Genomic DNA, 20037 nt, shown 5'->3' on the forward strand with positions numbered 1-20037 from the left:
ATTATTGGTTTAATGTTTTAGAATAGAGGTCATTGGTTAATTGTGGTGCAAATAAACAATCTTTTTTGCGTACATACAGCTAACTGGTGTTAGTTAATAGTTGTTATTCAGCCTGTTGGTCGTTCACCAGTTTCAGAAAAGCAGCCTCATCAATAATTTTGATGGTATTAATTTTTTTTGCCTTTTCTAATTTGCTGCCGGCGTCTTCGCCCACCACCAGGTAATTTAATTTACTGCTTACCCCACTTACTATTTTTCCGCCATGCGCTTCGGCCATCGCTTCGGCGTCGCTTCTTTTTAAAACAGGCATAGTGCCGGTGAATAAAAAGGTTTGCCCCTGCAGGCTATTGTCGCCTGTCGCGGTGCTGGTTTTGTTATTCACCATTTGCAGCCCCAGTTGTTGTAACTGTTTCAGCATCTGTATGTTTTGCGGATTGCTGAAGAATTTTACAATGCTTTGTGCCACTTTTACGCCTATATCTTCCAGCTGTTGCAGCTCTTCTTCTGTTTTACCTTCCAGTTCCAGCAGCTGGTGTACACTGTTGGCTAAAGTTTTGGCGGTGGTTTCCCCTACAAACCGGATACCCAGGCCGTAAATTACCCGGTGCAGCGGTTGTTGCTTGCTGGCTTCAATGGCAGCAGTAAGGTTTTCGATAGATTTTTTGCCAAACTTGTCCAGCTGGGCAATGGCTTCAAAGTCAAGCGTGTAAATACCGGGGATATCCTTTAACAGGCCTTGCTCGTAAAAGCGGTGAATATTGGCTTCGCCCAGGCTTTTAATATCCATAGCGTCTTTACTCACAAAGTGGATCATACGCTCCAGCACCTGTGCACGGCATTCAATATTAATACAGCGCCACACGGCTTCTCCTTCTTCCTTCGCCAGCTCGCTGTTACAAACGGGGCAGTGGCGGGGAAACTCAATAGGCTGTTCGCTGCCATCCCGCAGACCCGGCATGCTTTGCACTATCTGTGGAATAACGTCACCGGCTCTTTCTATCAATACGGTGTCGCCAATTTTCAGGTCTTTTTCGCGTATGTATTCTTCGTTGTGTACAGAAATGCTGCTAACGGTAACGCCGCCTATAAACACGGGGTCCAGCTTGGCAACGGGGGTTACTGCACCGGTGCGGCCTACCTGGAATTCTACACTACGCAGGCGGGTAGTGGCCTGGCGGGCTTTAAACTTAAAGGCCATGGCCCAACGGGGGTGGTGGGTGGTCATGCCCATCTGATCCTGTAATAACAGGTTGTTCACTTTAATCACCATACCATCAATTTCGTAGGGCAGGGTATCGCGCATCACTTCATAATCATGCACATGCTTAATCACTTCTTCTATACCCTGCAACACCTGCTTTTCTTTCTGAGGCGAGCGAAAGCCACATTCCCACAGCATTTGCAGTGAGCCAGAGTGTGTAGCCAATGGCGTATGGGCGGTAGGTAATGTTGTGCCATGTGCTTCTATGGCTTCTTCCGGTAGAGAGTTGTTGGGCTTGCCATCTATTGCCAGTGTTACACCCTCAGTGGTGGTGTAAAAACTAACGTGGTATAAAAAAGCTTCGAGGTTTCTCTTAGCTACTTCGCGTGGGTCTTTCATGCGCAGGCTACCACTGGCAGCGTTACGCGGATTGGCCAGTGCTGATTCGCCTTTCTCGGCCAGCATAGCATTGTATTTTTCGAAAGATTGTTTGCTCATGATGATTTCGCCACGAATTTCAATCTGCTGTATACCATATTTGGAAAAAGGCGCAGACAGTGGAATAGAGCGTATCTGGCGTATGTTATTGGTAATGTCTTCCCCTTCTACACCATCACCACGGGTAACGCCACGTACCAGCTGGTCGTTCTCGTAAATGAGGGAGATACTGGCGCCATCGAATTTGGGTTCGGCGCAATATTCTATGATGTCCAGGCCGGTTAATTCACGGGCCTTCCTGTCCCAATCAATCAGGTCATCTGCATTATAAGAGTTTTCCAGCGACAGCATAGGCACCAGGTGCTGTACGGTAGGGAAAGATTTACTTAATCCCAGTCCTACCCTTTGTGTGGGCGAATCGGGAGTAACCAGTTCGGGATGTTCTTTTTCAATTTTTTCCAGCTGTTTGTACAGGCTGTCGTATTCGGCATCGGCCAGCAGCGGTTCGCTTAGTACATAATATCGGTGTTCATGAAAACGCAATACCTCTTTTAATTCGTTCAGGTGGGTTTGGTTCAGTTCTTTTACTTCCTTTAGTGTTTGCGTGCTTTGTTGTAGTGTTTTTGTTTCCGCTAACGAATACATATTAGATATTTGTGGGGCTAAAGGTAATTAGCTTACGGCGAAGCGCATGCCTGCAGGGGTATGTAAAAATTACACAAACGAGAGGAATATTGTATTTTTGAACCTAAACCCGCATTATTGCCATTATGAATATGAATCCTAATATCCAGACTGCTACTGGTGAGCCAGGCGAAAGTGACATGATTAAAGAAGCGGTTGAGTTAGTGGCTTCTTATCCTAAAGTTCCTATTACTGTTGACTGTGTAATATTCGGCTTTGACGAAAATGAGCTGAAAGTGTTGCTTATTCGCAGTGATTTACAATTGTTTAAGGACAAATGGTCGTTGCTAGGCGATTTTGCCGGCGACCAGGAAGAGCTGGACGATGCAGCTTACCGGATTATGCGCAGCAGAACCGGGATGGACGATGTGTACCTGGAGCAGGTGCGTACCTTTAGCCGGCCAGGCCGCCATCCGGGTGGCAGGGTATTGACTGTTGCCTATTGCTCCTTATTGAATATAGAACACCACCAGTTGAAAATTCATGACAATGAGTTGCACTGGCATAGCATCAACGGTTTAAAGGAAATGGCCTTTGATCACCAGGAGGTAATGGATTACTGCTATAAATGGTTGCAAAAACGTATGCAGGAACATCCACTGGGTATTAACCTGCTGCCTGATAAATTCTCCCTGCGTGAACTGCAGAACCTGTATGAGGTGATTTTAGGGGTGAAGCTGGATCGCCGCAACTTCCGTAAGAAATTTTTCGCGATGGATTTGTTAATTGACACCGGCGAATATGAAGATGATGTGCCGCACCGCCCAGGTCGCCTGTATAAATTTAACTTTCAGAAGTACGAAAAAAGCCAGCGTAGCTGGATTGGAATCGACTTCTAAAATTCTTTCTAGGCATTAAGAACTAATGCTTTATCGAGGTGTTATTCGTTTTTACCTCTTTTTAAGGTATAAATCTTTAAGTTTTTTTTTGGTTTGTGTAAAAATTACACACTTTTGTAGTGTTAAAATTGAAATGTGTACGATATACGCACACGATTGTTTGTATTGCCATAAAATTTTTACTATGATCATTCTCTATTTGCTTGTCTTATCCGTACTGAGCCAGCTGGTATTCTTCTGCGTGGCTCCCTTGTTTACAACCCCCACCCGCTTCACCACTTTCAACCAATCACCTTTAAAGTGATTTTCATAAACTAGTAAACGCACATGATATGAATTTCAAACGACTGTTATTGCCGCTGGTATTGCCGCTGTTATGCTTAGCATTGCCGGCACTTGCGCAGGATAAAGTAGTTACAGGAAAAATTACAGACTCGAAGGATGGATCTCCACTAGCAGATGTATCAATTTTAGTAAAAGGCTCCACTATTGGCACCCGCACTAAAGCTGATGGCACATTCACTTTAAGGATACCGGCTGGAAAAGACTCGCTGGAATTAACTTCTCTTAACTACGCTACACAGGTTGTAGCTATTGAAGGAACTACCATAAATGTAAGGTTAGAAGCTACTAACGCAGCCTTAGGCGAAGTGGTGGTAATTGGTTATGGTACCGCCAAGAAAAAAGAACTGACCGGTTCGGTTGTATCGGTGGGTTCTAAAGATTTCCAAAAGGGTACAATCACTTCACCAGATCAGTTGATTGCGGGTAAAGTGCCAGGTGTTTCTATTACACCGGCAGGTGGCCAGCCAGGATCTGGAAGTACCATTCGTATTCGTGGAGGTGCTTCTATTAGTGGTAGTAACGACCCTTTATATGTAATTGACGGGGTGCCTGTGGCCAACTCAGTACAAAGCATTTCGGGTGTGTCTAACCCGATGGCATTGATTAACCCGAATGATATTGAAAATATCACCGTGTTAAAGGATGCGGCTTCTACTGCTATTTATGGTTCACGTGCTTCTAACGGCGTTATCTTAATTACCACTAAAAAGGGAAAAAGTGGTAAGCCGGTTCTCAATTTCAGTACTAACGTTTCTTCTTCCAAAGCCGCCAGGTATGTAGATGTGTTGTCTGCCGCTCAGGTAAGATCTTATGTACAGGCACAGGGAGATACTACTTATACCAAGTTGTTAGGTTCTGCCAATACCAACTGGCAGAAAGAAATATTCAGAACAGCTGTTGCCAACGATAATAACCTGAGTGTGAGCGGTGCTATTAAAAAAGTGCCTTACCGCGTTTCAGTAGGTTTTTTAAACCAGGATGGTATTTTGAAAAACGACCACCTGGATCGTTATTCTGCTGCTATTAACGTAAGTCCCAAATTCTTTGACGATCACCTGAAAGTAGATATCAACCTGAAAGGAACAATTGCCAAATCAAGATTTGGTAACCAGGACGCTATTTCTTCCGCTCTGACTTTTGATCCTACTCAAACGGTATATAGTGGAAAAAGTGCTTATGGGGGTTATTTTGAGTGGGTAGATGCTAATGGTGCATTAAATACCAACGCGCCTAAAAACCCGGTGGGTTTACTGAACCAGAAAGAAGATCGTGGCCAGGTGAACAGAAGCTTTGGTAATATTCAGTTTGACTATAAGCTCCATTTTTTACCGGAACTCCGTGCGAACTTAAACCTGGGATACGATATTGCTAAAGGTGATGGATATACTTTTATTCCACAGGAAGCTGCTTCTAACTATTCTACCGGTGGTTCTCACACCATTTACAAGCAGAAAGTGAACAACAGGGTGGGTGAGTTTTTCCTGAACTATAATAAGGACTTAAAGCAAATTAAGAGTAATATAAACGTAACTGCTGGTTATGGTTATTACGATAACCTGACCACTACTTACAATTACCCTACACTGAATGCCCGTGATTCTGTATTAAAGGCCGTTACTTATGCATATGACAAACCAAGAAACACATTGATTTCTTACTATGCAAGGTTGATATATACTTTCGACAGTAAGTATATCTTATCTGCTTCTTACCGTACAGATGGTTCTTCCAAGTTTGCTCCTGATTATCGTTGGGGTAAATTCCCTTCTGTGGGTGTTACATGGCGTGCCAGCCAGGAAAACTTCCTGAAAGGAATAGATTGGTTGTCTGATTTAAAAGTGCGTGGTACTTATGGTGTAACCGGTAACCAGGATGGTATTGGTAATTACGGGTATATTGGCTCATACTCTTATAGCGCTAATAACACAGCCTTGTACCAGTTTGGAAATACCTTTTACTATACTACGTATGGTGCTGCTTATATTACCAACCTGAGATGGGAAGAAACCCGTTCTGCCAACATTGGTTTAGATTTCGGATTTTTCAAAAACCGTATTACCGGTAGCATTGATTATTACGAGAAGAAAACCAAAGACCTGTTAGGGCCTATTACACTGCCTGTTGGTTCTAACTTTACCAACATTGTTACAGCTAACGTAGGTAACATGTCTAACAAAGGCGTGGAATTAGCTATCAATGCTTCTATTATCAATCATAAAGACTTTAGCTGGAATGCTGGTTTTAACATTGCTTACAACAAGAACACTATAACCAGCTTAACACAGTCAACCGATTCTTCTTTTGCAGGTAACACTACAGGTGGTATCACCGGCGGTACAGGTAACACCATACAGATTCACTCTGTTGGTTACAGCCCTAACGCGTTCTACGTATACAAACAGGTATATGACAAAAACGGAAAGCCTATTGAAGGTGTTTACGCTGATTTAAACGGCGATCATAAAGTAGATGATAACGACTTATATCGTTATAAATCCCCATTCCCTAAATTTATCTTAGGTTTTACAACGGACGTTACTTATAAAAAGTGGACACTGGCTACTGTATTACGTGGCAACATTGGAAACTATGTATATAATAACGTTGCTGCTAACATTGGTATTACCAGTGTTATTAATAACACGAACAAGTACATTTCCAATGCAGCATCTGATGCATTCAAAACCGGATTCCAGTATAACCAGTTTTTTAGCGACTACTATGTGCAAAACGCTTCTTTCCTGAGAATGGATAACCTGAGCCTGAGCTACAATGTAGGCCGTGTGCTGAATAATAAAGTAGGTATGACGGTGATGGCCAACTGCCAGAATGTGTTTGTTATTACTAAATACAAAGGTGTAGATCCGGAAGTTGGATATCTAGGTACTTATCCTTCTGTGTATACAGGTGTGGATTACAAAATTTATCCAAGACCAAGAACATATACACTGGGAGTGAATCTTACTTTTAATTAATAGCTTTAACGAATAGGATATGAAAAAGAATTTGTTGAATATATTAGGGGTGTTGGGGCTGCTGACAGGTTGCATGACTTCCTGTACAAAAGACCTGAACAGAAACCCTACTAACGGTATTGATGCCGATAGCGCTTATGGCAGCGTTACTGCCTATAAAGGGTCATTGGCCAAAGCATATGCCGCCTTTGCATTAACCAGCAGTGAAGGCTCTGATAAGTCAGACCTGGGTGGTATTGATGCTGGTACTTCTGATTTTATCAGGTTGTACTGGAATGCGCAGGAGCTGTCTACCGATGAAGCGATGTGCGTATGGACTGATCCTGGTGTGCCTGATTTCCACAATTTATCGTGGACATCTGCCAACACCATTTTAAGAGGTTTATATACCCGCAGCATTTACCAGATTACCGTTTGTAACGACTTTATTAAACAGTCTACTGACGACAAGCTGGCAAGCCGTAATATCACAGGTAATGATGCTGCTACAGTTAAGTATTTCCGTGCAGAAGCCCGTTTTTTAAGAGCGTACCAATATTGGGTGTTAATGGATATGTTTGCCAATCCTCCGTATGTTACAGAAGCCAGCCAGATTGGAACCTCCATGCCGCCACAGATTCAACGTGCTGATTTGTTCAAGTATGTAGAATCTGAACTGCTGGCAGTGGACTCTTTACTGATGGCACCCCGCACCAATGAATATGGCCGTGCAGACCAGGCTGCGGCATGGGCATTACAGGCGCGTTTATATTTGAATGCAGGTGTGTATACCGGTACTACCCATTATCCGGAAGCAATGACTTATGCTAATAAAGTGATCAATGCCGGTTATTCTTTAATGGGCACTTATGGTCAGCTGTTCATGGCGGATAACAACGTTGGTAATAACGAAATCATCCTGTCTATTAACTACGACGGTAACTATTCTCAAAACTATGGTGGTACCACCTTCCTGGTTAACTCTGCTATTAACGCAGATATGAATCCAACCAGCTTTGGTGTACCCAATGGCGGTTGGGGTGGTAACCGTACTACATCCAGTTTGCCGGATCTTTTTGCCGCTGCGGATAAAAGGGCTATGTTTTATGGTACCAGCAGTACTATTACAGATGTGTCTAAGTTTGAGCAAGGTAAAAAGGTAATTAAGTACAGAAACCTGAATAAGGATAGTACTACACCTGCGTCAACCAATGGAGTATACACGAATGTTGATTTCCCGTTATTCCGTTTGGGTGAAATGTATCTGACTTATGCGGAAGCTGCATTACGTGCAGGAACCAATACCTCAGACGCTATTAACTATATCAACGTGTTGCGTCAAAGAGCATTTGGAAACACATCTGGAAATGTAACTTCATTTACTGTTGATAACGTTCTGGACGAAAGAGCACGTGAATTATTCTGGGAGTGTACCAGACGTACCGATTTGATCCGTTACGGCAAGTTTACTACCAGCACTTATCTTTGGCCGTGGAAAGGTGGTGTTTCGGGAGGAAAGAGTGTAGATGCACATTTCAATATCTATCCGATTCCTTCTTCTGATATCATTGCCAATACCAATTTAAAGCAGAATACCGGGTACTAATTTTAATACAATCAATAAATCGCTTATATGAAAAAGTGGTTCAATATATTTCTTTTTGCAGGTGCAGTTGTTGCTTATGCAACTGCCTGTAAGAAAGATGAAAGCAGGGCCGTTCTTGGTGCACAAAATGCTTCTAAAATAAGCACTAGCGTTACTTCTGCGTTAGTGCTGGATAGCTTTAAGGCTTCTACCACTGTTGCGTCTTTTAACTGGACAGAGGTGAAATATGGTTATAGTGCAGCAGTAACCTATTCGTTAGAGTTTGGCCTGGCATCGGATAATTTTGCAAATCCTACTACTGTTGAAATAGGGAATGACATTTTTACCAAAGGGTTTACACATGCGCAATTAGATACTATCCTGTATCAGACCACTGGTTTGGCTGCTAATGTTGCGAGCCAGGTTCAGGTAAGGGTAAGAGCGGACGTGAATAAAGGTGGTAGCGCCAGTGGAAGTTCAACTGTTGAGCCTGTATATTCAGATACGCTGGTGCTGACAGTAACTCCTTACGCGATAGTAATTAAATATCCTACCATATACGCACCAGGAGCCTACCAGGGATGGTCGCCCCCAACAGCGCATGTTCTTAACTCAGTGAAGAGTGATAATAACTATGAAGGTTATATCAACTTCCCGGCAGGATCTCTGGAATTCAAAATTACTCCTGACAGTAGCTGGGCGGTGTCTTATGGTGTGTTAAATGGCGCATTGTCAACCAGTGGCTCTGCTGCTAATTTATCTGTTCCTTCTGCGGGATATTATCGTGTAGCGGCTAATATGTCTACGGCAGTGTGGTCTGTTACAAAAACTACCTGGGGACTTACAGGTACTGCCACTTCGGGAGGTACTACTACTGATACGCAAATGACATTTGACGCTGCTACAGAAACCTGGTCAGTAGTAACCAATCTGGTTGCAGGCAGTTTTAAATTCAGGGCCAATAGTGATGGCACAAAGAGTGCAAATCTTTTTGGCTTGCAGGGTACAAGGTTATCTAACGGAGGCATACCTATTCAAATTACTACGGCAGGTAGCTATACCGTAAAACTTAACTTAAGTGCTGGTGCCGGATATTATACCTATTCGGTTCAAAAGAATTAGGAAGTATTTTGCATCCCCCACTTCAGGCCCGTATATTATTTATATACGGGCTTTTTTTGTGCCTTGAAAAGTATACCTAATAAATAGGCAGACGTTTGTTCGGTCTGGTTACGCAGTTCGGGTATTGCTGTGCTTTCCCAAAGCAGGCCTTTTAAGTTATTACCCAACGTTACAACCCTCTTATGGTTAAAGTCATCTGCGTCGATAATAGAAAAATTGGCTTTGTTAACCAGTATGCCCAATTGCAAGGGATCAGCTACAATCACTCCTTTTTGATAAAGGGTGTGTAACAGCGGGTTGCTGTTTGCTGTGGCGTTGTTGTCAGGCCCTGTGCAATTAATGATTTTTTGAACAGCTAATGTTGCCTGTGTCTGTCCTGAGCGGTTTTGCCAGTATACCTGTATGGTGGTGTTGGGATGTTGCTGGCTGGTTTGTGTAATAATGCCGGCATGTGTAACCAGCTTTCCCTGCTGTTGTTCTTGTGCCAGTATTTGATGTATAGGAGCAGGAAGCCTATGGCGTAACACATTCCAGCGGTGCCCCAGCTGTTTTATAAATAGCTGCTTATCGGCCAGGGTGAGTTGCTGCCATGCCTTACAGGTGTAGGGGCGTAAAGCATCAATTACCACTTCCTGCGGTAAACTTGTTTTAGCTGCCAGAGACACTTCTTTATATATAAGCCGTTTCCAATGTTGCAAAGTGTGGCTGGCATTAACTTCCTCTTCAGGCAATGTGTACGTTGAATGCGGAGCCACATGTGGCCGTAAGGCATAGCCATGAGGAGAAATGGTGTGTATCACTCCTGTAAAGCCATTTTCGCGAAGACCCAGAACGGTGTCGGCCATGGTTAATCCATTGCCCACAATTAATATATCTGTATAACCTGATACGTTTTGCACGCTTTCCTGTGCCCAGGGGTTATTGTTATGTTGCGCTGCTATGCCACCAGGTAAACGTGGTTGGCCATTACCGGTAGCTAATACAATGCTGTCTGCGATAATGGGTTCGCTGTTTTCGCAGATAACATGATAACCTTTTACGCAATGGACAATATCAATGGCGGTATCGGTAATGATTTCAACGTTGATGTGTTCCGGCTTGTTAAAAAGGGTTTGTTCCCATATATGCTGTAAATAGTTGCCATAGACGATGCGTGGAACAAACGCATTGCCGAGAAGGGTAGCATCTATGTTGCTGTAATCTGGTTGTTGCAGCAGCCATTGCACAAAATGATCCGGAGTGTTGGCAAAGGCACTCATGCCTTTGGTGCGTACATTTAAAAGGTGTTCTTTACTGTAAGTGCTATAGGCTACCCCTTTTGCAAAAGGATGGCCTGTGTGGATGATTTTTATATGCAGGGGCGTTTGTGCCTTCCGGCACAGATGTACGGCTGTCATCATACCGCAAAAACCACCACCAATAATCACAATAACCGGAGTAGACACTAAGCTTCTGTTTGCATAAAAATAGAAGCTTAGTGTTAATCAAAAAAACACTGCCATATGGCAGAAGGAAACCGGGTTTTGGTATGTAAAACCCGCAAGTTGGTCGTTTATGGGTTTTATTTAAGACCCTCCATTTCCTGCCATGTTTTAGGAACAGGGTTGCCTAACAGTTTGCTGCCGCTGGCAGTGATCAGGAAATCGTCTTCAATACGTATGCCCCCAAAATTGCGGAAGGCGTTTACCTTATCGTAATTGATGAACTGTGGTAAATGGTTTTTCGCTTGCCACATATCAATTAATTCCGGAATAACATAGATGCCTGGTTCGATGGTTACGGTAAAGCCAGGTTCCAGGGCACGGCCTAAACGCAGCGATTTTAACCCAAACTCTGTGCTTTTGGTAAGCTCTTCTGTATATCCTACATAAGGTTCGCCCAGGTTTTCCATATCATGCACATCCATGCCAAGCATATGACCCAGGCCACATTGGAAGAACAAGGTATGCGCTCCTGCTGCTACCGCTTCTTTGCTATCACCATGCATTAACCCCAGTGCTTTTAAACCGTCTACCAGTTTTTCACAGGCCACAAAGTGAACATCTCTGAACAATACGCCGGGCTTTAATGCCTCAATGGCGGCTAGTTGTGCCTGCAACACAATATCATGCACTTCACGCTGCTGGGCAGTGAATGATTTACCTACAGGAAAAGTGCGGGTTAAGTCACCGGCATACCCCATCGCTGTTTCTGCACCACAATCGCATAAGGCCATTTGCCCCTTGCGCATAATGGTTTGGGAATAGTGGTTATGTAGTATCTGGCCATTTACGGTAAGGATGGTGGGAAAGCTAAGGTTGCCACCTGCACTAATAGCTATGCCCTGTAATATGCCGGCTACCTCGGTTTCGGTAACGCCTTCTTTAGAAGCGGCAATAGCAGCCAGTTGCATGGCAGCGGTAGTGTTTACACCTTTCTCTATTTCTGCAATTTCTATATCGGCTTTGATAGAACGTTGCGCCACAATTGCTTTAATCAATGTAACGGATGCTTTGCTGTTTACCTGCAGGTAAGGAATTTTCAGCCATTCGCTTAACTGGGCAGTAGCGTCGGCACGATAAGGAGGGGTATAATGGATGGTTTGGCCGGCAGCTATTGCTTTGTCGAGGATACCTTGTAAAGCAGATACAGGAGCGGTTTGTGTAATGCCTGCTTTTTCGGCCTGTTGTTGCAAGGTTTCCAGTGGGCCGGTCCATACAATGTCGTCAATAGTAGGCTCATTACCTAGTATTATCTCTTTGTTATTATCCACGTCGAGTATAAATACCAGTCCGGGACGCTTAATGCCGGCATAATATAAAAAGGTACTGTCTTGCCTGAAATGATAGGTGTTGTGCCTGTAATTCATGCCAACTTCGTCATTCCCAGGTAATAATATCAGGCCATTGCCTACGCCAGCCTGTAGTTGTTGTCTTCTTGCTGTGTATATTTCTTTCGTAAACATGGCGCAAAGTTAGGCAACATTCTGAACTGCTTTCTGCCGCTATTAACACTTAATCACTACATTTTGCTTATTTTCAACTACTTTTACGCATTTAATAAGAGTTATTTATGATATATTCCATGACCGGTTATGGCAGAGCGGAACAAACCATTGGTGATAAAACCTTTCTGGTAGAGGTGCGCTCGTTGAATGGCAAGCAGTTTGACTTACGATTAACCATACCGGCGTTGCTGAAACCTTATGAATTTGAAGTACGTAACCTGCTGGGCGAACAATTAGAGCGTGGTAGTGTGGAGTGCATTATTTACCTGAAACAGAATGGTGCAGGTAAACCGGTTTCTATTAACACCGACCTGGTAAAAGCATATTATCAGCCCGTTTCTCAACTGGCTCAGGAACTGAATATTGGTACAGATAATATCTTAAGCACTTTATTGAAATTGCCGGAAGTAATTGCACCTGTTACAGACGTGCTTTCCAAGGATGATTACGCAAAATTTGAGGCTATTCTTTCTACAGCTATCGCTCATTTAACGCAGCACAGACTGGAAGAGGGCAAAGTGATGGAAGCCGATTTGCTGGCACGCATTCAACAAATTGAAGAACAGCAAGCTACTGTAGCCACTTTGGAGCCTTTACGCAGAACCAAAATTAAAGAAGGACTGGTAAAGGTATTGGAAGATAATGTAGGTAAAGAAAACTATGATCCTAACCGTTTGGAGCAGGAACTGATATACTATATTGAGAAAATTGACATCAGTGAAGAGCAGGTGCGCTTAACTAACCACTGTAGCTACTTTAAAAATATCCTGAAAGGGAAAGAAAAGAGCAAGGGTAAAAAATTGTCTTTTATATTGCAGGAAATAGGACGTGAAATTAACACTACCGGTTCTAAAGCATACGATTCGCAGATTCAGCAGGCGGTAATTATTATGAAAGATGAATTGGAAAAAGCCAAGGAACAGGTATTAAACGTGCTATAAGACAGGCGATTAGTAGTTAAAATGGTTATATGGTAAGGACAAAGAAGCAAATTGTATATCTGGTAGCAATGATGATGACAGCAGGAAGTATGATACTCACTTCCTGTACCTCTACAGTAGGATTATATGAAAAAACAGCTTCTTTTGCTTCACATGAATGGAGCAGCGATGATGCTCCTTCTTTTACTTTTGATATTACAGACACGCTGCAGCCTTACCAGTTGTTTTTTGTAATGCGCCATACCGATGCTTACCGTTATAAGAATATTTGGGTAGAGATTCAGGTGAAAGCACCTGACTCTGCCTATACCGTTTCCAGGCAGTTTACGCTGGCAGATGGAGAGAAGTGGTTAGGCTCGGGTATGGATGATGTATATGAACACCGGATTGCTTTTTCAAAAGCTCCGGCGCTGTTTAAAAAAGGCAGCTACACTTTTGTGGTGAAACAGATCATGAGAGAAGATCCTTTGCACAGCGTATTAAACGCAGGCATCCGTATAGAAAAGCAATAGAGCAACAATACCCTATCTTTTTTGTTTATTCTCATAAATGGCAAGTTTATGCGCAGGCTTCTGTTCCTACCCTTGGTAATATGTTATACCTGTTTACAGGCACAGTATGGTGCCTACACTCCCCCGGATAAATTGTACGGACCTTTATTTACGGATGTGCAAATGAACCATGTGTTTACCGACGGTAAAACATTTGTGGATTGTATACCTAAAAAAGATCCTGCTGAAATTGCCGCAGCCTATAAAGGACTGAAAAATAATCCCCGCGTTCGTTATTCCTTAAAGCTATTTGTGGAAGCCAATTTCACTGCTCCGGCAGAAGTGGCATCCGGTTACGTATCTGACACCTCAGAATCGGTATCGGCGCATATTAATAAGTTGTGGAAGGTATTATTGCATCAGCCGGATGAGCAGGTAACAGGAAGTACTTTATTGCCGTTGCCCAACGCTTATATTGTACCTGGCGGCCGTTTTCGTGAAATTTATTACTGGGATTCTTATTTTACTATGCTGGGGTTACAGGAGAGCGGAATGTATGATGTGATGGAAAGTATGGTGAACAACTTTTCATACATGATTCAGCAGTATGGTCATATTCCCAATGGCAACCGCACTTATTTCTTAAGCCGTTCGCAACCCCCTTTCTTTTCTATGATGCTGGACTTACTGGCGGAGAAAACGGGCAACAGGGTGTATGCCCAATACCAGGTGGCTTTACAGCGGGAATATAATTACTGGATGGATAAAACTGCTGCTAAAGGGCACGCAGTGAAAATGCCGGATGGAACTATTTTAAACCGTTATTACGATCAGGATATAGTGCCACGTCAGGAATCTTATTACGAGGATTCTACCCTGGGGGCAGCCGTAGGAAAAAAAGCACCTCAGTTATACCGTAACCTGCGCTCAGGTGCAGAGAGTGGCTGGGACTTCAGCAGTCGCTGGCTGGCTGATGGTAAAACCCTGGCTACGATACAAACGGTGAACTTTATACCGGTAGATCTCAATTGTTTGTTATATCACCTGGAACTGACTTTAAGCAAAGCTTATAAAGAAACGGGCGACCTTGTACAAAGCAGTTATTATCAAAAGCTGGCCATCAGAAGGAAGAATGCTATCCTGAAATATTGCTGGAATACAGCTGGCAGCTGGTTTACAGATTACAATCATGTAACCGGCGCACGTAGTAAAGAGCTTACATTAGCCGGGTTAATGCCTTTGTTTGTGGGCATTGCTACTACAGAGCAAGGCAATGCAGCTGCGCGAACACTGGAAAGCCGGTTTTTAAAAGCAGGTGGACTGGTTACTTCGCTTAAAACCACTGGCCAGCAATGGGATGCGCCTAATGGATGGGCGCCTTTGCAATGGATGGGGGTGCAGGCCATGAACAATTATAACAAAAAGGAACTGGCTAAAAGCATTGCCGCCCGTTGGGTACAACTCAATACCCGGGTATATAAAGCCACTGGTAAGTTGATGGAAAAGTATAACGTTACCGATGCTAATGCAGAAGGTGGCGGAGGTGAATATCCTGCTCAGGATGGATTTGGCTGGACAAACGGTGTGCTGTTAAAATTGATTAAGCTGTATAATCTGCAATAATTACTATGAGCATTGCCGAATACTTTAGAAAAAAGCATTTAACGTTTATTACGCTGGTATCATGGTTTTTGCTGTTCTATATTATAGCGGCATTGGTGTTCTGGTTTATTTCACTGGAAACACAGAACAAGCAGATGTATGTGTTTAGGGTAAGTGAATTAAAAAAAGATGATCCCACGTATTATAACAAAGTGCTGGAGTTTGATAAGGCAAGGCGCTTAAAGTCTTTTCAATATATTGGAGAAGGTTCTACCTTTTTATGTTTAATACTGGTAGGCGCTGTGTTTGTGTATCGTGCTACCAAAAGGCAGATAGTATTGTCGCACCAGCAGCAGAATTTTATGATGGCGGTAACCCACGAGTTAAAAACGCCTATTGCTGTTGCCCGTTTAAACCTGGAAACCTTACTAAAGCGCAAGCTGGAAGAGCCGCAACGGGAAAAACTCCTGCGCAACACATTACAGGAAACCAATCGTTTAAATGAGCTATGTAATAATATCCTGGTTTCGGCACAGCTGGAAGCAGGTGGTTACCGGTTAAATCGGCAGGAACTCAACTTTAGCCAGCTGGCAGAAGATGTGCTGGATGATTGTGTAGCCCGTTATCCGCAACGGATTTTTGTACCTGCTATACAAACGGGTATATATGTAGAAGGGGAACAGCTGTTGTTGCAACTGCTGGTAAGCAACCTGCTGGAAAATGCGTTAAAGTACTCGGCAAAAGATAAGCCGGTGCAGGTGAGCCTGGAAGTGGAAGGGAAGTGGGCGAAGCTTTCGGTGGCGGATGAAGGAGCTGGTATTCCCGATGAAGAAAAGAAAAAAATATTTACCAAGTTTTATAGAATAGGCAACGAGAACACCAGAAGCACTAAAGGCACCGGCCTGGGGCTTTACCTTTGTAAAAAGATTGCCATAGATCATAAAGGCAGCATTGGCGTTAAGAATAATACTCCACAGGGCAGTATATTTACTGTAACATTACAATCGGTATAATATGGCTACAGAGCAAAAAGGCAATATTCTGGTAGTAGAGGATGAAGAGAATTTGCACGAAGCGTTAAAGCTGAACCTGGAAATGGAAGGATACAGTGTTTCTTCTGCTTTCAATGGTACAGAAGCGCTAAAGGCGGTGCAGGCAGAATATTTTGACCTGGTGATTCTGGATATTATGCTGCCCGAGCTGGATGGTATCGGCGTTACAGAAGGCATTCGCATTCAGCATATTGATGTACCCATTCTTATTTTAAGCGCCCGCAACAGCAGCAGCGATCGGGTGTTGGGGTTGAAAAAAGGTGCAGACGATTATTTAACCAAGCCTTTTAACCTGGAAGAACTGATGCTGCGTGTGGAGAAGCTGATAAAGAAGAACAAGCGTATGCAGGATAAGGAAACCATCGATAATGAATATGCGTTTGGTGGTAACAGGATAGATTTTAAGGCACAGGAAGCCACTACCTGGAGTGGTGAGCTGGTACAGTTAAGCAAGAAAGAGGCGATGCTGTTGAAGCTGCTGATTGAAAACAGGAATGAGGTAGTTACCCGCGAAAGGATATTACAGGTGGTATGGGGCTACAACGTATATCCTACCACACGTACCATTGACAATTTTATACTCAACTTCCGCAAATATTTTGAAGCCGACACCCGTAACCCCAAACACTTTCATTCCGTTAGAGGGGTGGGATATAAATACAACGATGCTTAAGGGATAAGCCTGAGCTGCTGTAATACCTTTTTCATTCTATCCAGTGTATTAGCCCGGTCGCTACTGCTGATATCGGGTGAATACATTGCTACATCGCAATCCTCATATAGTAGCTTGCAATCAGTTACCAGGTGCGCATATTGTTCATGTTGCTGCAATGCGGTAAGCAGTACCGGAAAAGGAACGTTATACGTGTTGGTTTTTTCTCCTATGGCCAGTGATAATATGTCTTTGCTTTTATTGAAGAAGAGATAGTGATCTTCAATATTACTTAGTATATCAAACGAGATAATAAAATCAGGCCTGGCAGGTGGTATCGTTTGTGCTTGCGGCTTGGTTTTAGAAGCAGATGGCTTCTTTGGTTTACGGCGATAATACCACCATGCACCTGCACCACCGGCCAGTAATGCTGCTACTATCATCCAGAGCAGATTTTTATTACCACCTTCCTCTGCAAAAAGTGTATAGTCTTTTTTACCTGCAGGCTTGTTGAAATGAAGATGCAGGCTATCGGTATGTATAGACTCATACCTTTCTTTTTCTACATCGAAATAAGAAAACTGTACAGGAGGAATAGTGATATCCCCTTCTTTGGATGCTATAAAATGATAGGCAAATGTTCGGCTGCCTTCCAGGGGGAAGAGGTTCTTGTCTATGTTGTCTTCGGTAGTAGCTTCAAAATGCTCTGTGCTACCGGGCCAGTTCACTGCTGGTGGCTTAATGCCTGTGATGTCTCCTTTGCCGCTAATAGTGATAAGCAGGCTGTTGTTTTCCTGTGCAGGAATATTATTGTCCTTAGCTTGTGCCTGTATGCGAAAATGGCCTGTGATGCCTGTAAAATCCTGGGGTTTGTTCTGTTTAGGCAGGGGAAGCACCTCAATAAACTGGGGCATATTCTGAATATCTGCCCGGAAGTTGTCTTTCGCATACTGCTTATGCGGGAGGGCAAACACAATTTCATTGGTTACAGTAGCGCTGTCAAGGCGAAGGCGGCCTGCCTGTAAAGGTTGCAGCTGTACCTTGCGTATCACATTTACTATATAGGTTTTGTTGCCATATTTTTCCTGGGTGCTTTGCTCGTCAAATGCAATCTCTTTTACGCTGCAACCGGAAAAAGAAGGTTGTTTGGTTACCACCGCCTTACTACGCAGGGCACGGTAAAACTTATATGTTACCATTACGGGTTCGCCTATATAGCAGGTGTTTTTGCTGGTGAACACTTTTATAAAGCTATTACTGCGAATTTTATCTGTTGCATTCTCCTGCTCCCTCAATTCCGGAACTTTACTGAATGCTGCTTCCTCGCTATCGGTACTTTGCGCACCAAACAATGACTGCAGTGCGGCAGAAGGTGGGGGAGTGCCTATGGGAGAAGGATTGTTTTTGTCAATGACATGTATAGTAATGGAGTTAGAGCTAACACGACGGTTGTTGGCAACAACAGATGCAGAAGGCAATGTAAGCGTGCCGGCTTTCAAAGGCCGGAGCATGTATATGAAACTGCTTTTATGGGTGCTTTTACCATTGATGTTGACGGTTTCCTCCGACTGTATGGGGCCGGAACTAACGCTCCAGGCGTTAAGGCTGGGAGGAATAAAGTCAGAAACCCAGGATGCATTGCTTATCACATATTCTACCTGGAGAACATCATTTTTAAATATATCATGTGCAGAAGTTTGTATGGTAAAATGTACCTGCGCATTCTGTGCGTGAGCAGTAAATAGCAATAGCAGGCTATAGCAGATACAGGTAAAATATTTCATACTATACAAATATAACTGCCGGCCCCCTTCTGTAGTATACAAAAAAGGTGTATAAATCTGTCATTTCAGGCTTTTTAACACTTTGTAAATCGGGCCTGGTGTTATCAACAAAGGCATTATTTACTACTTCTTTTAGTATGTTTGCCGGGACAATCACAAAAATTACTACATGTCTTCTTTTGAGTCGATTATAGATTTTCTGGAACCGGTGAATATTTACGAATTATCGAATGATGAAGGCTATCGGGATACACAGGTGGGCAAACACATTGCTGTATACGAGGAAGAGCTGCCTGATATTGATGAAGCGGATATTATTTTGATAGGATGCGGCGAAGCGAGAGGAGAAGGTCCGGGGTTTAGTCATTCTGATGGACCCAATATTATCCGTCGTGCTTTTTATAGTTTATATCACTGGCACGACTCGGTAAAAGTGGCCGATGTGGGGAATGTAAAAAGAGGAGCTTCTTTAAATGACACCTATGGTGCTTTAAGGGCGGTAGTTTCCGAACTGGTGTCGCACAATAAAAGAGTGGTTATCCTGGGAGGTTCGCACGATATTACCCGCGCTCAATATAACGTGTATGCAGCAGCAGAGAATATTATTGAAATGACCTGTGTGGATGCCCGCATGGACATGGATATTGACAGCGTGCTGCCTGTGGAATCGTTTATGCTGGAATTGCTTACCAGCGATCCCAACTTTATAAAACACTACAATCACATTGGTTTTCAAAGCTATATGGTACACCCTACCATGTTGGAAACCATTGATAAGCTGCGTTTTGATTGTTATCGTGTAGGTCGTGTAAAGGAACATATAGAAGAAATGGAGCCCGTGATCCGCAACTCCAATATGCTTACGTTTGATATTGCTGCTATTCAGCACAGTCATGCTCCTGCTAATTACTTAACTCCGAACGGCTTTAATGGTGAGGAAGCATGTACGCTGATGCAATATGCAGGTATGAGCCCACAGTTAAGCACTATTGGCATATATGGCTATACACCTAAGAGGGATGTGCAGGATTTAACGGCCAAACAAATCAGCCATATGCTGTGGTACCTGATGGATGGCATACACAAAGGCAAGCAGGAAGCGCCAATGGAGATGACGGATGAGTTTAACGAATTCAATATTGCCTTTGCTGAGGTGGAAACCAGGTTTTTACAAAGCAAGCGTACCGGACGTTGGTGGGTGCAATTGCCAGACGGAAAATATATTGCCTGTAGCCATCGCGATTATATGATCGCAGCAGCCAATGATATTCCGGAAAGATGGCTGCGTGCGGTAGAAAGATCTTAATGAATAGGAACTATAAAAGAAAAAGCCGGCAATTGCCGGCTTTTTTGATGTCATC

14 protein-coding genes are annotated in these 20037 nt (G+C 43.4%); 10 read left to right on the forward strand and 4 right to left on the reverse strand.

Annotated elements, in window-relative coordinates; genetic code table 11:
• Positions 1-103: 103 nt before the first annotated feature.
• Positions 104-2284: an NAD-dependent DNA ligase LigA gene (gene ligA, locus FLA_RS29440; protein ID WP_076377093.1), complete on the reverse strand. Its 2181-nt coding sequence runs from the start codon at positions 2282-2284 to the stop codon at positions 104-106.
• A 125-nt stretch (positions 2285-2409) separates the two neighbouring features.
• Here ligA and FLA_RS29445 point away from each other — a divergent pair, with 125 nt between their 5' ends.
• The 4 genes from FLA_RS29445 (at position 2410) to FLA_RS29460 (ending at position 9168) form a co-directional block, all read left to right on the forward strand.
• A complete protein-coding gene (locus tag FLA_RS29445; RefSeq protein ID WP_231940359.1) occupies positions 2410-3162 on the forward strand; it encodes an NUDIX hydrolase in 753 nt (250 codons plus the stop codon).
• A 332-nt stretch (positions 3163-3494) separates the two neighbouring features.
• Entirely contained in the window at positions 3495-6482 is a 2988-nt protein-coding gene (locus tag FLA_RS29450; protein ID WP_076377095.1) for a SusC/RagA family TonB-linked outer membrane protein, read from the forward strand.
• A gap of 19 nt (positions 6483-6501) precedes the next feature.
• Complete coding sequence (locus FLA_RS29455) at positions 6502-8067, forward strand: RagB/SusD family nutrient uptake outer membrane protein (protein ID WP_076377097.1); 1566 nt, start codon at positions 6502-6504, stop codon at positions 8065-8067.
• Between the two features lie 27 nt (positions 8068-8094).
• The gene (locus tag FLA_RS29460; protein ID WP_076377099.1) at positions 8095-9168 is read left to right on the forward strand and encodes a SusE domain-containing protein; all 1074 of its coding nucleotides are present in this window, start codon (positions 8095-8097) and stop codon (positions 9166-9168) included.
• A 35-nt stretch (positions 9169-9203) separates the two neighbouring features.
• Here the strand turns inward: FLA_RS29460 and FLA_RS29465 are convergent, their stop codons facing one another.
• Positions 9204-10613 (reverse strand): FAD/NAD(P)-binding protein, encoded by a 1410-nt coding sequence (locus tag FLA_RS29465; RefSeq protein ID WP_076377101.1) that lies wholly within the window; start codon positions 10611-10613, stop codon positions 9204-9206.
• Between the two features lie 116 nt (positions 10614-10729).
• A complete protein-coding gene (locus FLA_RS29470) occupies positions 10730-12112 on the reverse strand; it encodes an aminopeptidase P family protein (RefSeq protein WP_076377103.1) in 1383 nt (460 codons plus the stop codon).
• 107 nt (positions 12113-12219) lie between these two features.
• Between FLA_RS29470 and FLA_RS29475 the strand changes: the two genes are divergently transcribed.
• The 5 genes from FLA_RS29475 to FLA_RS29495 are packed head-to-tail and all read left to right on the forward strand — an operon-like array spanning position 12220 to position 16913.
• Entirely contained in the window at positions 12220-13095 is an 876-nt protein-coding gene (locus FLA_RS29475) for a YicC/YloC family endoribonuclease (RefSeq protein ID WP_084206085.1), read from the forward strand.
• Between the two features lie 29 nt (positions 13096-13124).
• Positions 13125-13607, forward strand: coding sequence for a gliding motility lipoprotein GldH (locus FLA_RS29480; RefSeq protein WP_076377107.1), 483 nt, complete (start codon positions 13125-13127; stop codon positions 13605-13607).
• 48 nt (positions 13608-13655) lie between these two features.
• On the forward strand, positions 13656-15209 hold the full coding sequence (treF, locus tag FLA_RS29485; protein ID WP_076377436.1) for an alpha,alpha-trehalase TreF: 1554 nt from the start codon (positions 13656-13658) through the stop codon (positions 15207-15209).
• Between the two features lie 5 nt (positions 15210-15214).
• Positions 15215-16201, forward strand: coding sequence for a sensor histidine kinase (locus FLA_RS29490; RefSeq protein ID WP_076377109.1), 987 nt, complete (start codon positions 15215-15217; stop codon positions 16199-16201).
• Position 16202: 1 nt separating this feature from the next.
• A complete protein-coding gene (locus FLA_RS29495; protein ID WP_076377111.1) occupies positions 16203-16913 on the forward strand; it encodes a response regulator transcription factor in 711 nt (236 codons plus the stop codon).
• On the opposite strand, the gene FLA_RS29500 is transcribed toward FLA_RS29495, so the two are convergent.
• Positions 16910-18676 carry a BatD family protein gene (locus FLA_RS29500; RefSeq protein ID WP_096511378.1) on the reverse strand — a complete coding sequence of 589 codons (1767 nt, stop codon included), beginning with the start codon at positions 18674-18676 and terminating at the stop codon, positions 16910-16912. The genes FLA_RS29495 and FLA_RS29500 overlap by 4 nt on opposite strands.
• Before the next feature lie 169 nt (positions 18677-18845).
• Between FLA_RS29500 and FLA_RS29505 the strand changes: the two genes are divergently transcribed.
• Positions 18846-19982: a formimidoylglutamase gene (locus tag FLA_RS29505; RefSeq protein WP_076377115.1), complete on the forward strand. Its 1137-nt coding sequence runs from the start codon at positions 18846-18848 to the stop codon at positions 19980-19982.
• Positions 19983-20037: the final 55 nt, after the last annotated feature.

Origin of the sequence: Filimonas lacunae (genome assembly GCF_002355595.1) — a bacterium.
Taxonomy (GTDB): Bacteria; Bacteroidota; Bacteroidia; order Chitinophagales; family Chitinophagaceae; genus Filimonas; species Filimonas lacunae.

Excerpts from the sequence above, each read along its gene's own strand:
- ligA (WP_076377093.1), bottom strand. The coding sequence starts at position 2,284 with ATGTATTCGTTAGCGGAAACAAAAACACTACAACAAAGCACGCAAACA.
- FLA_RS29445 (WP_231940359.1), top strand. The coding sequence starts at position 2,410 with ATGAATATGAATCCTAATATCCAGACTGCTACTGGTGAGCCAGGCGAA.
- FLA_RS29450 (WP_076377095.1), top strand. The coding sequence starts at position 3,495 with ATGAATTTCAAACGACTGTTATTGCCGCTGGTATTGCCGCTGTTATGC.
- FLA_RS29455 (WP_076377097.1), top strand. The coding sequence starts at position 6,502 with ATGAAAAAGAATTTGTTGAATATATTAGGGGTGTTGGGGCTGCTGACA.
- FLA_RS29460 (WP_076377099.1), top strand. The coding sequence starts at position 8,095 with ATGAAAAAGTGGTTCAATATATTTCTTTTTGCAGGTGCAGTTGTTGCT.
- FLA_RS29470 (WP_076377103.1), bottom strand. The coding sequence starts at position 12,112 with ATGTTTACGAAAGAAATATACACAGCAAGAAGACAACAACTACAGGCT.
- FLA_RS29475 (WP_084206085.1), top strand. The coding sequence starts at position 12,220 with ATGATATATTCCATGACCGGTTATGGCAGAGCGGAACAAACCATTGGT.
- FLA_RS29480 (WP_076377107.1), top strand. The coding sequence starts at position 13,125 with ATGGTAAGGACAAAGAAGCAAATTGTATATCTGGTAGCAATGATGATG.
- treF (WP_076377436.1), top strand. The coding sequence starts at position 13,656 with ATGCGCAGGCTTCTGTTCCTACCCTTGGTAATATGTTATACCTGTTTA.
- FLA_RS29490 (WP_076377109.1), top strand. The coding sequence starts at position 15,215 with ATGAGCATTGCCGAATACTTTAGAAAAAAGCATTTAACGTTTATTACG.
- FLA_RS29495 (WP_076377111.1), top strand. The coding sequence starts at position 16,203 with ATGGCTACAGAGCAAAAAGGCAATATTCTGGTAGTAGAGGATGAAGAG.
- FLA_RS29500 (WP_096511378.1), bottom strand. The coding sequence starts at position 18,676 with ATGAAATATTTTACCTGTATCTGCTATAGCCTGCTATTGCTATTTACT.
- FLA_RS29505 (WP_076377115.1), top strand. The coding sequence starts at position 18,846 with ATGTCTTCTTTTGAGTCGATTATAGATTTTCTGGAACCGGTGAATATT.